The following is a 14,213-nucleotide window of genomic DNA, read 5'->3' as shown; positions in this document are numbered from 1 at the left end:
GTCTCGCGGGCGGAAGCCCGGCCGCCGCCGCGATAGTCCCGCAGGCCGTATTTCATCTCGTAGGTATAGTCGGCGTGACCCGGGCGGTAGCGCTGGGCGATTTCGCTGTAGTCCTTCGAGCGCTGATCGACGTTCTCGATCAGCATGGAGACCGGCGTACCGGTCGTGACCACCGTCTCCCCGTCATCCTCCGGCAGGACGCCGGAGAGGATCCTCACCTGGTCGGGCTCGCGCCGCTGGGTGACGAAGCGCGACTGGCCGGGCCGGCGCCGGTCGAGCTCGGCCTGGATGTCGGCCTGGCGAAAGCGGATGCCCGGCGGGCAGCCGTCGACGACGCAGCCCAGAGCCGGTCCGTGGCTTTCGCCCCAGGTCGTGACACGGAACAGATGACCAAAGGTGTTGTGTGACATTGCCAAGCTTCCTCACGGGCCGGAGCCCGCTTCTATTTTGCTTTGCGAGAGCGGTCAAACCGTTCGCATACGGACCACTTTTGACACAATTACGCGTATCATCGCGCAGTGAAATCACCTAGTTTTCATCGTCCGCCCGCCGGGACAGGAAAAGAGGATCAATTCATGCGACTCACCGCCGCCGCCCTGGCTTTCGCCCTTCTCGCCACCCCCGCACTCGCTGCCGACACGGAGGGCAAGATCACCACGGTCGACCGGGAAAACATGACGATTACGCTGCAGGACGGGTCGACCTACCGCCTGCCGCCGGAAATGGATGCCTCGGCGGTCTCCGACGGCATGGACGTGGTGATCGCCTACCGGGTCAACGAGGACGGGGAAAGGCAGATCACCGACATGCTGCTGCCGGACTAACGCCGGCCGGCGCTCTCACAGCCACTCCAGCCCGCCGTCCTTGACGCGCAGCACACGATCCTGCGGGATATGCATCTCGACCGCTTCATGCGGGGACATGCCGCCGATCAGGTGAAAGATGGTGCGCATGACGCCGCCGTGCGTGACGCAGATCGTCGGTCTTTCAAGGCTTTCCAGCCAGGAGCAGACCCGCTGCGCCAAGACCACGTAGCTCTCTGCCTCGGGCCCCGGCGGCAGGAATTCCCATTTCCCCCGCGTGCGCGCCAGCGTGCAGCCGGGCTCCTGTTCTTCAAGCTCGGGATAGGTGAAGCCCTGCCAGCTGCCGAAATGCACCTCCTTCAGGCGCGGATCGGTGACATACCCCTCCGGGGACAGGCCTAGCTGTACGCGAATCCGCTGCATCGTCTCGCAGGTGCGGCGAAGGGGGCTGGCGACGTAGTCGTAGGCGGCCGGATCGCCGATAAGCCCGGCAAGGCGCCGGCCGTTATCGTCTGCCTGGGCGCGGCCGATCGCATTGATGTCGGTGTCGGCCTGCCCCTGCAGCCGCTCCTCCACGTTCCAGTCGGTCTGCCCGTGCCGGGAGATATAAAGGAGGGGCGGCAGCAATATCTTCTCGGACCGGCTGCTAATGATCATTCACAACGGATATATCCGGCGCATCGACGGCCTTCATGCCGACAACGTGATAGCCCGAATCGACGTGCAACACCTCACCGGTCACGGCGCGCGAAAGATGCGAGAGCATATAGACGCCGGTATCGCCCACCTCGTCGATCGTAACGGCGCGCTTGAGCGGCGAGTTGTACTCGTTCCAGCGCAGGATGTAGCGGAAATCACCGATGCCGGAGGCAGCAAGTGTCTTGATCGGGCCGGCGGAGATGGCGTTGACGCGGATATTGGAGCCGCCCAGGTCGACGGCGAGGTAGCGCACGCTGGCCTCCAGTGCGGCCTTGGCCACGCCCATCACGTTGTAGTGCGGCATCACCTTCTCGGCGCCGTAATAGGTCATGGTCAGGATCGAGCCGCCATCGCTCATCAGCGGCTCGGCCTGCTTCGCGACCGCCGTCAGCGAATAGACGGAGATGTCCATGGTGCGCAAAAAGTTGTCGCGCGAAGTGTCGACGTAGCGCCCCGTCAGCTCGTCCTTGTCCGAAAACGCAATGGCGTGGACGACGAAGTCGAGCTTGCCCCAGCGCTTCCTAACCTCCTCGAAGATCGCCTCGATGGTGGAAAGGTCCGTGACGTCGCAGTGTCCGATGACCGTGGCGCCCAATTCGGCGGCGAGCGGCTCGACGCGCTTCTTCAGCGCCTCGCCCTGATACGTCAGCGCCAGCTCCGCGCCTTCGGCCGCGCACGCCTTGGCGATGCCCCAGGCAATCGACCGACTGTTGGCGATACCAAGAACGAGTCCCCGCTTACCGGCCATCAGGCCATTGCCACCTGCCATAGACGATTCTCCGATCTTGTTAGGGCGAACGCCCTATCGCACAGCGGCTGCGATGCATCAAGCGCATAGCTCGCCGGGGAACGGCGTGCCCTCATCATTCAGGATATCACGCCTCTGCCTTGCGGTAGAGCGCCTCCAACGCCTCGTCGCCGCCCTCCGGCAGCATGATGCGTACATGGGCGTAGAGGTCGCCATTGCCGTCGCCCTTCAAGGGCAGGCCGCGGCCCTTGAGCCGCAAGGTACGGTCGGAACTCGACCAGGCCGGCACGCGGACGGCCACCTTGCCGGTGGGCGTTTCCACCGCCACCTTGGCGCCCAGAACCGCGTCGCGCAGGCTGACGGGCAGGTCTACATGAAGATCACGCCCCTCGACGCGGTAGCGCGGATGCCGGCGCAGGCGCAGCTTCACGAGCGCGTCGCCGCGCTGGCCGAAGGGCGTTTCGGCGCCCTGCCCCTTCAGGCGGATCGTCTGGCCGTCCTCGACATAGCGCGGCAGTTTGACGGCGATGCGCCGCCCGTCGGGGAAGACCGCCGTCACCTTGTTGGCGTTGGCGAAATCCTCGACATCGACCTCCAGCGTCGCATTGATATCTCCCATTCCCTCGGGGCGCTGCTGCCCGCGCCGGGCGCCCCGGGCGCCATGCGAGAAGGCGTGGCCGAACAGTTCGCTGAAGATGTCGGCCTCGCCCATGGGATCGCCGTCGAAGCCGCCGGAGCGGAACTCGTAATGCGTGCGGCCGGGGCCGCCACCGCCGGCATGGCGGAAGCCGGCGAACGGATCGCCATGGGCGCCGCCCTCGAAACCGTGAAAACGCGGCTTGCCGCTGGCGTCGATCTCGCCGCTGTCGAAAGCGCGGCGCTTCTCCTCGTCGCCGAGGATTTCATAGGCCTGGCCGATTTCGGCAAAACGCTCCTTTGCCCGCGGGTCGTCCGGCCGCTGGTCGGGGTGGTACTTCTTCGCCAGACGGCGGTAGGCCGCCTTTATATCTTTTGCGGACGCGCCCTTCTGCACGCCCAGCACGTCATACGGGTCTTTCATCGTCAGCCTTGCCCAAAAAGGCGGCGCCAGCCGCCAACCGGGTGTTTTGCTTATGTTTTCGCTCGCGCCCGTTATATGCGCATTCGCAGTGCCGAATTCCAGTGCGATGGTAGATCCGCGCGAACAGCGGAGCTTGCAAACTTCCCTCTCCTCGCCTGTCGACAAGCCAAGGCGTTCGCTTGACATCACGTGCCGGTTTCATAGCATGCGCGCGTTTTCATGAAGTTATGGAGTTTTTCAAAATATGCGATCCAATTCGATCATTGTTTCACTTTCATTTCTTTCCGTGGTGTTCCTGTCGGCGCCGGCCGCCCACGCGCAGGAGGAGGGTCCGCTCTCCGCGACAACGCCGGGCTCGCGCTACGTGACCGTGACCAAGGGACCGGAAGAGCCGGAATCCATCGGCAGCTACGCCCTGCGGCTTTATCGCAACAGCAATCCGGATTTTCCCGCCGACGAATTCATCGCCGGCGTTGTCCTGCCGCGGGACGGTTCGCTCCTGCCGCTCGAGTGGCAGGACGTGACGGGTGACGGCGAGGAGGAATTGATCGTCCGCACCGAATCCGCCGGCAGCGGAAGCTATGTGAGCGCGGATGCGTTCAGTCTCGGTGAATCGGAAATCGTGCGCGTTGCCTCGGCAAGCGGCCTCGAGCCGGATGCGGATGTCGTCAGCGCATTGAAGGATTCGGCAGAGTAATCCTTGCCAGACCCCTTTCCAGGTGGTCGCTACATCCTTGTGAGATCCAGCAGGCTCAGACCGCCGGCGGCCCTTTCGCAGGCGAGGCCCCGGTAAAGATTGATCCCGTCGAAGCTCTCGCGCGTGGTGGTGAAGGCGAGGCAGCTTTGCCCGCCTTCCTCCTGGCGCTCCACGGTCGTGATTACGCCGCTCGCCTCGCTCTCGGGGCTTTCCCATGGTCGCCCGACGGCGGCGGCGGGCGCATCAGCGGAAAGGGCCGCCAGAATGGCGGAACCGTCCGCGTTCGCCTCCTGAGGGAGAGAAGAGGTCTGCGGCACGGAGCCGGTTACGAGGCTGCGATCCGGTTCGAGCGCGGCCGCACCTTGCCATGTAGCGCCACAGCCCTGTACCCCTGCAGCAAGCGCAACGAGAAGCGCCGCCCTGGAAAAAAGGCGCAGTGACAAGCATCTCCCCTCGTCTGTCACTTGCATCGAGCCGGGCAAACGGCATTCTCCCCTGATCAGGATCAGTGAGCAGGACAATGGTTACGAATGCGTTAAACGAATCGGACTTCACCGAGAGCGGTGATCCCTTCCGCTTGTTCGGCGCCTGGCTCGCGGACGCGGAAGCCGCCGAGCCGAACGACCCGAACGCCACGGCACTGGCGACGGTGGATCCGGACGGCATGCCGAATGTCCGCATGGTGCTGCTCAAGGGCTTCGACGAACACGGCTTCGTCTTCTACACCAATTACGAGAGCGCCAAGGGCCGGGAGATCCTGTCCTCGATGAAGGCGGCCATGTGCTTCCACTGGAAGAGCTTGCGCCGGCAGGTGCGCGTGCGCGGGCCGGTGGAGGAGGTCAGCCGGGAGGAGGCGGACGCCTATTATGCCTCGCGCCCGCGCGGCAGCCGCATCGGCGCCTGGGCCTCGAAACAGTCGCGGCCGCTGGAAAGCCGGTTCGCGCTTGAAAAGGCCGTAGCGGAATACACGGCGAAGTTCGCCGTCGGCGCGATCCCGCGGCCGGACTATTGGTCCGGCTTCCGCATCGTTCCCGAGATGATCGAGTTCTGGCACGACCGGCCCTTCCGGCTGCACGACCGGGTGGTCTTCAAGCGTGCGGGCAAAGGTTGGGAGAAGGTGCGGCTTTATCCATAGGGGAACATCGTCCGCTGCCGCGGCGTTCGGCGCCTGCAACGGGAGCCGAAGCATGCTTCATCGCCTTCAGGAGAGAGCCGTTGCGCCACGAAGGGCGGCCGCATTGCGGGCGCTGGCGATCGGCGCCGTGGCCATCGGCGCATTTGCCGTCGGAGCGCTGGCGATCAGCCGGCTCGCCATTGGAAGAGCACGAATCCGTTCACTGCGGATCGATGAGCTGACGGTCGGGAGGCTGCATGTCACCAGAAATACGGGCAGCCCCGATGCCGGGCCGCGGGAAACACCGGACTGAGGGGCGATACCCTATCTCGCCTTCTTCCTTTCCATGAAGGCAAGGAGGGCGGTCTTGGCCTCCTGGGATTGAAGCCGCGCCTTGAAATGGGCGGCCTCCTCCCCGATCCGCGCCACAAGCTGTTCGCGGGAGCCGCGCATCAGGTCGCGCGTGAGCGCAAGCGCCTCCGGCGGCTTTCGCGTAATCGCCGCGGCAGCGGCAAGCACCGACGTCTCCAATTCTTCCTGCTCGACCACCGCATATATCAGCCCTGCCTCCCGTGCCTGTTCGGCGGACAGGCCGTCGCCGAGACCGAGCAGCGCGAATGCGCGCTGGTGGCCGAGAATGGCGGGAAGGAGCAGACTCGAGCCGGCTTCCGGAACGAGGCCGAGATCGACAAAGGGCGTTTGAAACGCGGTGCGCGGGGTGGCGAAGGTCAGGTCGCAGTGCAGGTGCATCGTCGTGCCGATGCCCACGGCAATCCCGTCGACGCCCGAGACGATCGGCTTTCGGCAGGTGGCAAGCGCGGTGAGGAAATCGAAAACCTCGGTGCCGCTTTCCCCGCCGTCGGCGACGGCAAGAAAATCCGTCAGGTCGTTCCCGGCGGAAAAGGCGCCCGGCACGCCCAGAAGCACATGGCATCGCACCGCCTCGTCCGCGTCGCCCCCGGCAAGCGCGGCAGCCATGGCGGCATACATGGCGCGATCGATGGCGTTCTTCTTCTCCGGCCGCTCAAGACGAAGGATCTGCACGGCATCCTGGCGCTCGACGCGGATATGAGTGCTCATGCCCGATCCCCGATGAGGGTGCCGGCCAAGGCGCGCAGGCTCTCCGTACCCTCGATGACGGTCGCTCTCAGCGCTGCCGTCTCTGCAAGGTGGTTTTCCGCGAAGTAGCGGCACAGCCGCGCCTGCTGTGCGTCTCCAGCCGAAACGGCACCGCGCGCCACCATCACGCCGCCCGAGGCGAGAGCGAAGAGACGCAGATAAGGCGTGGCGCCGGAAAGCGCCTCCTCCTGTCTCCCTTCCTCCATGAGCCGAAGCAGATGTCCGGTCGAGGCGTCCAGATCGTCGAGTGCGGCGGCGAGACGGGCGGCGGTATCGCCCAGCTCCGGCATGTTGGAGCCGCGCACGGTCTCAATATCGCGGCGCAGCTCGGCCAGATAGCCGCGCACATGCTCGCCGCCGGCCTGGGGCAGCTTGCGCGTGACGAGATCGATCGCCTGGATGCCGTTGGTGCCCTCATAGATGGGCGCGATCCGCGCGTCACGCAGCAGCGCCGCCGCGCCGGTCTCCTCGATATAGCCCATGCCGCCATGCACCTGGACGCCGAGCGAGGCGACCTCCATGCCGACATCGGTTGGAAACGCCTTCGCCACCGGTGTGAGCAGGTTGGCCCGCTGCTGCCAGTGGGCCACCTCCTCCCCGCCCGTCAGGCGCGCCATGTCTATGGCATGGGCGCAGGAATATGTGATGGCGCGGGCGGCCTGCGCCATGGTCTTCATGCTCGCCAGCATGCGCTGGACGTCCGGGTGCTCGACGATGGCGCTCATCTCGCCGCCGCTTGACCCCGGCGCGCGGCCCTGCCGGCGCTCGCGCGCATAGGCAAGCGCGTTCTGGTAGGCGGCCTCGGCCACGGCAACGCCCTGCATGCCGACGGCGAGCCGCGCGTTGTTCATCATGGTGAACATGCAGGCGAGCCCGCGATTTTCTTCGCCGACCAGCCAGCCGACGGCGCCCGGTGTATCGCCGAAACGGCCGTCTCCATAGATCATCGTGCAGGTGGGCGAGGCGTGGATGCCGAGCTTGTGCTCCAGGGACGCGCAGAAGACGTCGTTGCGGGGCCCGAGCGTGCCGTCCTCCTTCACCAGGAATTTCGGCACCAGGAAAAGTGAAATTCCCTTCGTGCCCGCCGGCGCGCCGGGCAAGCGCGCCAGCACCATATGCACGATGTTGTCCGTGAGATCGTGCTCGCCATAGGTGATGAAGATCTTCTGGCCGAAGAGGCGGTAGGTTCCGTCGCCCGCCGGCTCGGCACGGGTCTTCAGCGCACCCAGATCGGAGCCGGCCTGCGGCTCCGTCAGATTCATCGTGCCCATCCATTCGCCGGTCACGAGCTTTTCGAGATAGGTCTCTTTCAGATCATCGCCGGCATGCTTCTCCAGCGCCTCGACGGCGCCCATGCTGAGCGTCGGTCCTATGGCGAAGGCCATGGAACCGGCGTTCCACATCTCGAGCGCAGCCACGGCGAGCATCATCGGCAGGCCTTGTCCGCCGTGGTGCTCCGGCGCCGAAAGCGCGTTCCAGCCGCCTTCGCGCCAGTGGCGGTAAAGGTCCCGCCACCCGGCAGGCATGGTCACCGCGCCGTCCCGCCAGCGCGCACCCTCCTCGTCGCCGATGCGGGCCAGCGGCGCAATCTCCTCGCCGGCGAAGCGGCCGGCCTCCCTCAGAACCGCCTCGACGAGATCATGCGAAAGGTCGCCGGCAAGCCCCTCGTCGATGATGCGGTTCAATCCCGCAATATGGTTGAGCGCGTGAGCGATCTCGTCGACTGGCGCACGATACATTCGCCTCCTCCATCACCGATGCCCGAGCCCAAGCGTAACCCTGCCCTGCCGTCCCCGCCAGCCTTGCAAGGCGATGCCGGAATATTTTCTTTTTACGTAAACGTCAATACTTGACCAAAATCAAGCCGGTGGCAGGCCAAGGCCACAGCCTGTATTCGAGGAAAGCTCGCATATCGCGGCGTCCTTCAACGGCGTGCCTAGATGATCATATCGGTGTGCAGGAGATATGATCCGACACGGCTTGAAGTGGACCTCCGACCGTCACTGATGCCAAGGCTGCTCAGTTCCCTGGAATATTGCCTCGTTCAGGCATCGACGCCGATCGGTTTCACCCGCTCAGACCGTATCATGAAGGCGCCTGGTCCGATCAGGTACCCGCCGCCTCACGCTCGACGGCGCGCCAGCCGATGTCGCGGCGGCAGAAGCCCTCAGGCCAGTCGATGCGGTCGACGGCACGGTAGGCAGCGTCTCGCGCTTCGGTGACGTTCACACCCAATGCGGTGACGTTGAGCACGCGCCCGCCATTGGCGACGAGCTGGCCGTCGTTTGTCACAGTACCGGCATGGAAGATCTCGACGCCGCCTTCTCCCGCAGCGGCATCGAGGCCGCCGATCGCGGTGCCCTTTTTCGGCGTGCCGGGATAGCCTTCGGCAGCGAGCACCACCGTCAGCGCCGCCTCGTCGCGCCACCGGGCTGACATATGTGCAAGCTGGCCGTCGACAGCCCCCTTCATGAGAGCCAGGAGATCGTCCTTCAGGCGCGGCATCAGCACCTGGCACTCCGGATCGCCGAAGCGCACATTGTATTCGATGAGGCTGGGCCCGTCCTCAGTGATCATCAGCCCCGCATAGAGAACGCCGGTGAAGGGCGCGCCCATCTCCGCCATGCCCTTGAGGGTCGGCTCAATGATCTCGCGCATGGTGCGCTCCACCATCGACGCGCTCATCACCGGGGCCGGCGAATACGCACCCATGCCGCCCGTGTTAGGACCGGTATCGCCCTCGCCGACGCGCTTGTGGTCCTGCGCCGTGCCGAAAGGCAGCGCCGTCTTGCCGTCGCACAGGCAGAAGAAACTCGCCTCCTCGCCCTGCAGGAATTCCTCGATCACCACCTGCGCTCCCGAGGCGCCGTAGAGACCGGAGAAGCAGTCGTCGATCCCCGCACAGGCCTCCTCCTCGGTCATAGCGATGAGAACGCCCTTCCCGGCGGCCAACCCGTCGGCCTTCACGACGATGGGTGCGCCGATGCTGCGGACATAGTCCTTGGCATGAGAGGCATCCGCGAAGCGCGCATAGGCGGCCGTCGGGATTCCGTAACGGCTGCACAGGTCCTTGGTGAAACCCTTCGAGCCCTCGAGCCGCGCCGCATCCGCCGTCGGCCCGAAGACGGGAATGTCTGCTGCGAGCAGGTCATCGGCAAGGCCGGCGACCAACGGGGCCTCCGGCCCCACCACCACGAGGTCGATGGCCCGCTCACGGCAGAAGTCGACCACCGCCGCATGGTCGCGTGCATCCAACGAGACACACTCGCCATGATGCGCGATCCCCGGATTGCCGGGTGCGGCGTAGAGCTTTTCGAGCATGGGTGAAGCGGCAATCTTCCAGGCCAATGCATGCTCGCGGCCGCCCGAACCGATGAGAAGAACCTTCATGCGCAAGTGCCCTGCCGCGTTGTCGATAGCAGCAACGGGCTATGGCCGAAATGGTTCGAGGTCAAGCACCAACACCCGTGCGGCCAGGAAAGCCACCGGCAATGCTTGACGCGGGCGACGGGTCTTGCCACTCCAGTTCCGTCACCAAGCGACAAGAGGCAGACAAATGGACACCATCCAGTCACGGCAGGCGCGGGGACGGGTGGCCGATGCACCGTCGGGGCATTGGGTCTACAGGCTTCTGCCGCGCGGTGCCTGGCCCTATGCGCAGCTTGCCCGCTGGGACCGGCCGATCGGCTGGCAGCTCCTGCTGTGGCCGTGCTGGTGGTCGCTCGCCATGGCGGCCAGCGCCGGTGCCGAACCCGGGGCACCGATCGCCAGCGTCCTGCCTTCTTTATGGCTGCTCGCCCTCTTCCTCGTCGGCGCCGTCGCCATGCGCGGCGCGGGCTGCACCTACAACGATCTGGTGGACGAGGACATCGACGAAGCCGTCGAGCGAACACGTTCGCGCCCCCTGCCCTCCGGCCAGGTCTCGCCGCGCCAGGCCTGGGCCTTTCTGGTGGCGCAGGCGCTCGTGGGACTTCTCGTGCTCCTGCAGTTCAACGGCTTCGCCATTCTCCTGGGCATGGCCTCGCTCGCCGTGGTCGCCGTCTACCCCTTCGCAAAGAGATTCACGGACTGGCCGCAACTCTTTCTAGGACTTGCCTTTTCCTGGGGTGCGCTTCTCGGCTGGGCAGCCCACCACGGCGGCCTGTCGCTCGCACCCTTCTTGCTTTACTGCGGCTCCATCCTGTGGGTGATCGGCTACGATACGATCTATGCGCATCAGGACAAGGAGGACGATGCAATCGTCGGCGTGCGCTCGACGGCGCGGCTGTTCGGCGAGAACACCAAGCCCTGGCTGATCGGGCTTTACGGCACGGCGCTCCTGTTCTTCGCCGTCGCCTTCGCCAATGCCGCGGTACCCATGCCGGCGCTTGCCGGCCTTGTGGCCGCCGGCGCGCACATGGCGCGACAGGTCCGCACCCTGGACATCGACGACCCGGACCAGTGCCTGGCGCTCTTCAAATCCAACACGGTGGTCGGCTGGCTGATCTTCCTCGGCCTTCTCGGCGGCGGCCTGTGGGCCGCCATCAGCCCGTATTTCTGAGGCGAAACCGCCGGGACGCGAAGGGCGATGACACCTCCGTTCGCCTGAAGCCGAACACTAATCCCGCGCGATGATCTCCTCGCCGCCGACGACGAGCCGAAGGCCGAGCGTGCCCAGCTGGCGACGGGCGAGAAAGCGGGCGCGGCGGCGGCGGACGGCCTGGCCCTGGCGGCGCTTCTTCGGCGGCTCCACCTTCACATGGCCGATGGACTCATCGAGCGTGCGGGCGACACCGTCGGCCTCCACGATCAGCATCGGCAGGCGATAGGCCTCCGCCCAGGCGTGCCAGTCGGCCGCCACGTCGTCGAGGTCACCGGCCACCAGAAGCGGAACCGAAAGCATCGGGTCCTTGTGCAAAAGCTCCAGGGTGACCGTGACGGCGCCTTCTTCTTCCTCGATCGCCCGCGCGGCAACGCCGCGGAAGGCGTTGGGCGGCAGGGCGAACGTGACGGGAAGCTGGCTCCTGTCGAGGAGCCGGCGCATGCGCACGCCGCGCTGGGTGATGGTGAAAGTGACTTCTCCGAAGTCGTCGTGGGACGCATAGCTCACCGCCTGCGGCAGGTGGAAGGGGTCGAGCCGCATTGCGCGGCCCGCCCAGACGGGCTTGAGACCACTCGCCATTGTTTTTTCGCCTTCCTGTTACTCCTGAGAGCCGGTTTTCCGGTTCTCTCCGGGCCGTTTTTTCCGGCCTCGTTATGGGAAGGACACTAGCGTGCGGATGTTACTTCCCGCCTTAGAAAGTCGGTTAAATTTTGCTGACCCGCCAAATGGTTAGCGGTTTGCGAACCGGGGAAACCAAGCGGAAAGCTTTGTCGCCGGATCGTTAACACCGCGGCTCTTCACGCTATTTCCATATCGAGCAGCGTGTCCATCAGCCGGCCCTTTTCCGGCATGCGGGTCTCCACCCCGGCAAGCCGCATCGCCATCCACAGGCCCGCCAGGTTGGAGGTGACCACCGGGCAGCCGATCCGGGCCTCGATCTCCGGCGCAAAGGTGGCCGCGGGCATCGCCGTACAGGAAATGAACAGCGCCTCCGCCCCCTCGACCATCGCGTCCTGCGCCGCCTGCACGATGGCACCGCGCTTGAGCCGGGCCATGTCGCGGTCGTCGGCGATATCGAGGCCATGGGCATTGAGGACCTCGAAGCCACTCCCTTCGAGATGATTGACGATCGCGTGCGCCGTCTCCGCCACATAGGGCGTCATGACGGCAATCCGCCGCACGCCCAGAGCGCGGAAGGCCCGCTTGGCGGCCATGATCGGCGTGACCAGGCGCACGCCGGGACGTTCCGTGGCAATCGTGGCGGCGACCTCGTCCTCGCCCAGCGCGACGGTGGCCGATGTGCAGGAGAAGTAGAGGGCGGAAAGCGGCACCCCGGGAACGACGAGCCCCGCGGCAGGCCCCAGATGCGGCAATGTGCGGGCAAGCTGTGCCGGGGCCGTCGGGTTCTCGAAGGGCACGCGTGTCGCGCAGACCGTCACGGAGGCGGGAATCAGCGCGCGGATGTCGCCTTCCGTCGTCAGGTCGGTCGCAAGCAGGAGTGCACCGATGAGGGGCTTCTGCGGCCCGTAGTCGCTTTCGTCCATGGTCGCCTCGATGCGGGGGAAGCCTAAACCACCTTCCCCGGGTTCATGATGTTTGCCGGATCGAAGGCCTTCTTCACCCGGCGCATGAGATCGGTGGCGACCTCTGACTGCGTGAAAAGGAGTTCTTCGCGTTTCATGCGGCCGATGCCGTGCTCGGCCGAAAAGGAGCCGCGCAATTCGCGCACGATGGCGTGCACCGTGTCGTTCATGGCGCGGTAGTATGCAAGGTATTCGGCGCGATCCATTCCGACGGGCTGCGAGATGTTGTAGTGCAGATTGCCGTCGCCCATGTGGCCGAAACAAGCGACCCGGCATCCCGGCACGACCTTTTCCACGGCCGCGCCCGCGCGGGCGATGAACTCGGGAATCGCTGCCACGGGAACCGAGATGTCGTGCTTGATGGAGGCGCCCTCGGGCTTTTGCGCCTCCGACATGAATTCGCGCAGGTTGCGAAGCTGGAGCGCCTGCGCCTCGCTCTGGGCGATGACGGCATCGGCGACATGGCCGTCCTCGAAGCCACGGGTGAGGACCTCCTCCATCAGTTCCCGTGCGTCCTCGGCGGAGCGCCCGGAGGAGACCTCGACCATCACGTACCAGGGATGATGCTCGGCCAGCGGCTGCTGCACGCCCGGCATGTGCCTCAAAACGAAGTCGAGCGGCGTGTGCGCCATCAGTTCGAAGGCGGTGAGCGCCGGGCCGGCCATGTCGTTGGTCGCTTCGAAGAACTTGAGCGCGGCCGCCGGCGAAGCGACGCCCGCCCAGGCGAGTTCGCGCCCCTTCGGCTTGGGAAAGAGTTTGACGACGGCGGCCGTGATGACCCCCAGCGTGCCTTCCGCGCCGACAAAGAGGTTCTTCAGGTCGTAGCCGGTGTTGTCCTTCTTCAGCTTGCGCAGATCGTCCAGCACCTCGCCCGTCGGCAGGACCACCTCCAGCCCCAGGCACAGTTCGCGCGCCGTGCCGTAGGCGAGCGCGCCGATGCCGCCGGCGTTCGCCGAAAGGTTGCCGCCGATCTGGCAGGAGCCCTGTGAGGCGAGCGTGAGCGGGAAGAGACGGTCGTTGGCGTCAACCTCTTCCTGCAGCGTCTGCAGCACCACGCCGGCCTCCACGGTCGCCGTGTTGGAGCTCAGGTCGAGCTCGCGGATGCGGTTGAGCCGCGACAGCGACAGCACTACCTCGCGGCCCGTGCCGTCCGGCATCTGCCCCCCGACCAGCCCCGTATTGCCGCCCTGCGGCACGACGGGCGTGCCCGTTTCCGTCGCAAGCTTGAGGATCTGGCTCACCTCGTCGGTGCTTCCCGGCTTCAGCACCAGTGCCGTGCGTCCGCCGAAGAGCCCGCGCGGCTCCTCCACGTGGGGGGCGATGTCGTCCGGGCCGGTGAGGGCATGGCGCTCGCCGACGATGGCGGTGAAGCGCTCGATCAAAGAAGGGTCGAGAAGGGCTGCGTGTTCGTTCATGGCGCGCAAGCTAGCGCCCCTCCGCCGCGATGTCACGCGGGGCGGCGGCACGCGCCAGCCGGTCGTTGATCGCCTCGCCCAGACCGGTAACAGGCACCGGCTCCGCCGCGATCACCGACGCACCCGAGGCATCGAGCGCGGACAAGTGGGAGAAGAGATTGGCCGCTGCCTCGCACAAATCGCCGGACGGCGACAGGTTCAAAATCACCGCCGCCTTATCCGCCCCGCGTGCGCGCTCGGGGCCGAAGGCAAGCAACGCCTCGCCGGGAAGGACGGCTTCCGCGTTCAGGCGGATGCGGGCTTCCGGCGCATAGTGCGAGGAAAGCATGCCCGGCGCCTGAACGCCGGTCGCCCCACGGGAAAGCCCCTGCCCCGCCACGCGCTCGACCTCCT

17 protein-coding genes are annotated in these 14,213 nt (G+C 65.9%); 5 read left to right on the top strand and 12 right to left on the bottom strand.

The window, feature by feature from the left end; genetic code table 11:
• The coding region (locus ACFP9U_RS18055) for a chorismate synthase (RefSeq protein ID WP_378623578.1) at positions 1 to 410 on the bottom strand (410 nt) is incomplete at its 3' end.
• 165 nt (positions 411 to 575) lie between these two features.
• Here ACFP9U_RS18055 and ACFP9U_RS18050 point away from each other — a divergent pair.
• The gene (locus tag ACFP9U_RS18050) at positions 576 to 824 is read left to right on the top strand and encodes a DUF1344 domain-containing protein (RefSeq protein WP_378623576.1); all 249 of its coding nucleotides are present in this window, start codon (positions 576 to 578) and stop codon (positions 822 to 824) included.
• A 15-nt stretch (positions 825 to 839) separates the two neighbouring features.
• Here ACFP9U_RS18050 and ACFP9U_RS18045 read toward each other — a convergent pair whose 3' ends face one another.
• The 3 genes from ACFP9U_RS18045 to ACFP9U_RS18035 all read right to left on the bottom strand — a co-directional run bounded on the left by ACFP9U_RS18045 (position 840) and on the right by ACFP9U_RS18035 (position 3,310).
• Entirely contained in the window at positions 840 to 1,427 is a 588-nt protein-coding gene (locus ACFP9U_RS18045; protein WP_378623580.1) for a histidine phosphatase family protein, read from the bottom strand.
• Between the two features lie 22 nt (positions 1,428 to 1,449).
• Positions 1,450 to 2,271 carry an enoyl-ACP reductase FabI gene (fabI, locus tag ACFP9U_RS18040; RefSeq protein WP_322452696.1) on the bottom strand — a complete coding sequence of 274 codons (822 nt, stop codon included), beginning with the start codon at positions 2,269 to 2,271 and terminating at the stop codon, positions 1,450 to 1,452.
• Between the two features lie 106 nt (positions 2,272 to 2,377).
• The gene (locus ACFP9U_RS18035; RefSeq protein WP_378623575.1) at positions 2,378 to 3,310 is read right to left on the bottom strand and encodes a DnaJ C-terminal domain-containing protein; all 933 of its coding nucleotides are present in this window, start codon (positions 3,308 to 3,310) and stop codon (positions 2,378 to 2,380) included.
• A 244-nt stretch (positions 3,311 to 3,554) separates the two neighbouring features.
• Here ACFP9U_RS18035 and ACFP9U_RS18030 point away from each other — a divergent pair, with 244 nt between their 5' ends.
• Positions 3,555 to 4,007 carry a PliI family lysozyme inhibitor of I-type lysozyme gene (locus ACFP9U_RS18030; RefSeq protein ID WP_378623574.1) on the top strand — a complete coding sequence of 151 codons (453 nt, stop codon included), beginning with the start codon at positions 3,555 to 3,557 and terminating at the stop codon, positions 4,005 to 4,007.
• Between the two features lie 29 nt (positions 4,008 to 4,036).
• Here ACFP9U_RS18030 and ACFP9U_RS18025 read toward each other — a convergent pair whose 3' ends face one another.
• Entirely contained in the window at positions 4,037 to 4,450 is a 414-nt protein-coding gene (locus tag ACFP9U_RS18025) for an RT0821/Lpp0805 family surface protein (protein ID WP_378623573.1), read from the bottom strand.
• 77 nt (positions 4,451 to 4,527) lie between these two features.
• Between ACFP9U_RS18025 and pdxH the strand changes: the two genes are divergently transcribed.
• Positions 4,528 to 5,142, top strand: coding sequence for a pyridoxamine 5'-phosphate oxidase (gene pdxH, locus ACFP9U_RS18020; RefSeq protein WP_378623572.1), 615 nt, complete (start codon positions 4,528 to 4,530; stop codon positions 5,140 to 5,142).
• A 52-nt stretch (positions 5,143 to 5,194) separates the two neighbouring features.
• A complete protein-coding gene (locus ACFP9U_RS18015) occupies positions 5,195 to 5,434 on the top strand; it encodes a hypothetical protein (RefSeq protein ID WP_378623571.1) in 240 nt (79 codons plus the stop codon).
• A gap of 11 nt (positions 5,435 to 5,445) precedes the next feature.
• Here ACFP9U_RS18015 and ACFP9U_RS18010 read toward each other — a convergent pair whose 3' ends face one another.
• The 3 genes from ACFP9U_RS18010 to purD all read right to left on the bottom strand — a co-directional run bounded on the left by ACFP9U_RS18010 (position 5,446) and on the right by purD (position 9,630).
• Entirely contained in the window at positions 5,446 to 6,201 is a 756-nt protein-coding gene (locus ACFP9U_RS18010; RefSeq protein ID WP_378623569.1) for a crotonase/enoyl-CoA hydratase family protein, read from the bottom strand.
• Positions 6,198 to 7,979 (bottom strand): acyl-CoA dehydrogenase, encoded by a 1,782-nt coding sequence (locus ACFP9U_RS18005; protein WP_378623568.1) that lies wholly within the window; start codon positions 7,977 to 7,979, stop codon positions 6,198 to 6,200. Before ACFP9U_RS18005 ends, ACFP9U_RS18010 begins: the two co-directional genes overlap by 4 nt.
• A gap of 367 nt (positions 7,980 to 8,346) precedes the next feature.
• Positions 8,347 to 9,630, bottom strand: coding sequence for a phosphoribosylamine--glycine ligase (gene purD / locus ACFP9U_RS18000; protein ID WP_378623566.1), 1,284 nt, complete (start codon positions 9,628 to 9,630; stop codon positions 8,347 to 8,349).
• Positions 9,631 to 9,796: 166 nt separating this feature from the next.
• Between purD and ubiA the strand changes: the two genes are divergently transcribed.
• A complete protein-coding gene (gene ubiA, locus ACFP9U_RS17995) occupies positions 9,797 to 10,780 on the top strand; it encodes a 4-hydroxybenzoate octaprenyltransferase (RefSeq protein WP_378623565.1) in 984 nt (327 codons plus the stop codon).
• A 57-nt stretch (positions 10,781 to 10,837) separates the two neighbouring features.
• Here the strand turns inward: ubiA and ACFP9U_RS17990 are convergent, their stop codons facing one another.
• The 4 genes from ACFP9U_RS17990 to ACFP9U_RS17975 form a co-directional block, all read right to left on the bottom strand.
• Positions 10,838 to 11,401, bottom strand: a complete 564-nt coding sequence (locus ACFP9U_RS17990) for a DUF6101 family protein (protein ID WP_378623563.1) — start codon at positions 11,399 to 11,401, stop codon at positions 10,838 to 10,840.
• A gap of 218 nt (positions 11,402 to 11,619) precedes the next feature.
• A complete protein-coding gene (locus tag ACFP9U_RS17985; protein ID WP_378623562.1) occupies positions 11,620 to 12,366 on the bottom strand; it encodes an ectoine utilization protein EutA in 747 nt (248 codons plus the stop codon).
• A 23-nt stretch (positions 12,367 to 12,389) separates the two neighbouring features.
• Positions 12,390 to 13,820, bottom strand: a complete 1,431-nt coding sequence (locus ACFP9U_RS17980; protein WP_378623560.1) for an FAD-binding oxidoreductase — start codon at positions 13,818 to 13,820, stop codon at positions 12,390 to 12,392.
• A 10-nt stretch (positions 13,821 to 13,830) separates the two neighbouring features.
• A partial coding sequence (locus tag ACFP9U_RS17975; protein WP_378623559.1) for a Sua5 family C-terminal domain-containing protein occupies positions 13,831 to 14,213 on the bottom strand: 383 nt, incomplete at its 5' end.

Origin of the sequence: Nitratireductor sp. GCM10026969 (assembly GCF_042660605.1) — a bacterium.
Taxonomy (GTDB): Bacteria; Pseudomonadota; Alphaproteobacteria; order Rhizobiales; family Rhizobiaceae; genus Chelativorans.
The sequence above is the reverse complement of the archived record's forward strand: the minus strand, read 5'-3'. Positions and strand labels throughout refer to the sequence as shown.

Excerpts from the sequence above, each read along its gene's own strand:
- ACFP9U_RS18015 (WP_378623571.1), top strand. The coding sequence starts at position 5,195 with ATGCTTCATCGCCTTCAGGAGAGAGCCGTTGCGCCACGAAGGGCGGCC.
- ubiA (WP_378623565.1), top strand. The coding sequence starts at position 9,797 with ATGGACACCATCCAGTCACGGCAGGCGCGGGGACGGGTGGCCGATGCA.
- ACFP9U_RS17980 (WP_378623560.1), bottom strand. The coding sequence starts at position 13,820 with ATGAACGAACACGCAGCCCTTCTCGACCCTTCTTTGATCGAGCGCTTC.
- purD (WP_378623566.1), bottom strand. The coding sequence starts at position 9,630 with ATGAAGGTTCTTCTCATCGGTTCGGGCGGCCGCGAGCATGCATTGGCC.
- ACFP9U_RS18035 (WP_378623575.1), bottom strand. The coding sequence starts at position 3,310 with ATGAAAGACCCGTATGACGTGCTGGGCGTGCAGAAGGGCGCGTCCGCA.
- ACFP9U_RS18010 (WP_378623569.1), bottom strand. The coding sequence starts at position 6,201 with ATGAGCACTCATATCCGCGTCGAGCGCCAGGATGCCGTGCAGATCCTT.
- ACFP9U_RS18005 (WP_378623568.1), bottom strand. The coding sequence starts at position 7,979 with ATGTATCGTGCGCCAGTCGACGAGATCGCTCACGCGCTCAACCATATT.
- ACFP9U_RS17985 (WP_378623562.1), bottom strand. The coding sequence starts at position 12,366 with ATGGACGAAAGCGACTACGGGCCGCAGAAGCCCCTCATCGGTGCACTC.
- ACFP9U_RS17990 (WP_378623563.1), bottom strand. The coding sequence starts at position 11,401 with ATGGCGAGTGGTCTCAAGCCCGTCTGGGCGGGCCGCGCAATGCGGCTC.
- ACFP9U_RS18030 (WP_378623574.1), top strand. The coding sequence starts at position 3,555 with ATGCGATCCAATTCGATCATTGTTTCACTTTCATTTCTTTCCGTGGTG.
- pdxH (WP_378623572.1), top strand. The coding sequence starts at position 4,528 with ATGGTTACGAATGCGTTAAACGAATCGGACTTCACCGAGAGCGGTGAT.
- ACFP9U_RS18050 (WP_378623576.1), top strand. The coding sequence starts at position 576 with ATGCGACTCACCGCCGCCGCCCTGGCTTTCGCCCTTCTCGCCACCCCC.
- fabI (WP_322452696.1), bottom strand. The coding sequence starts at position 2,271 with ATGGCAGGTGGCAATGGCCTGATGGCCGGTAAGCGGGGACTCGTTCTT.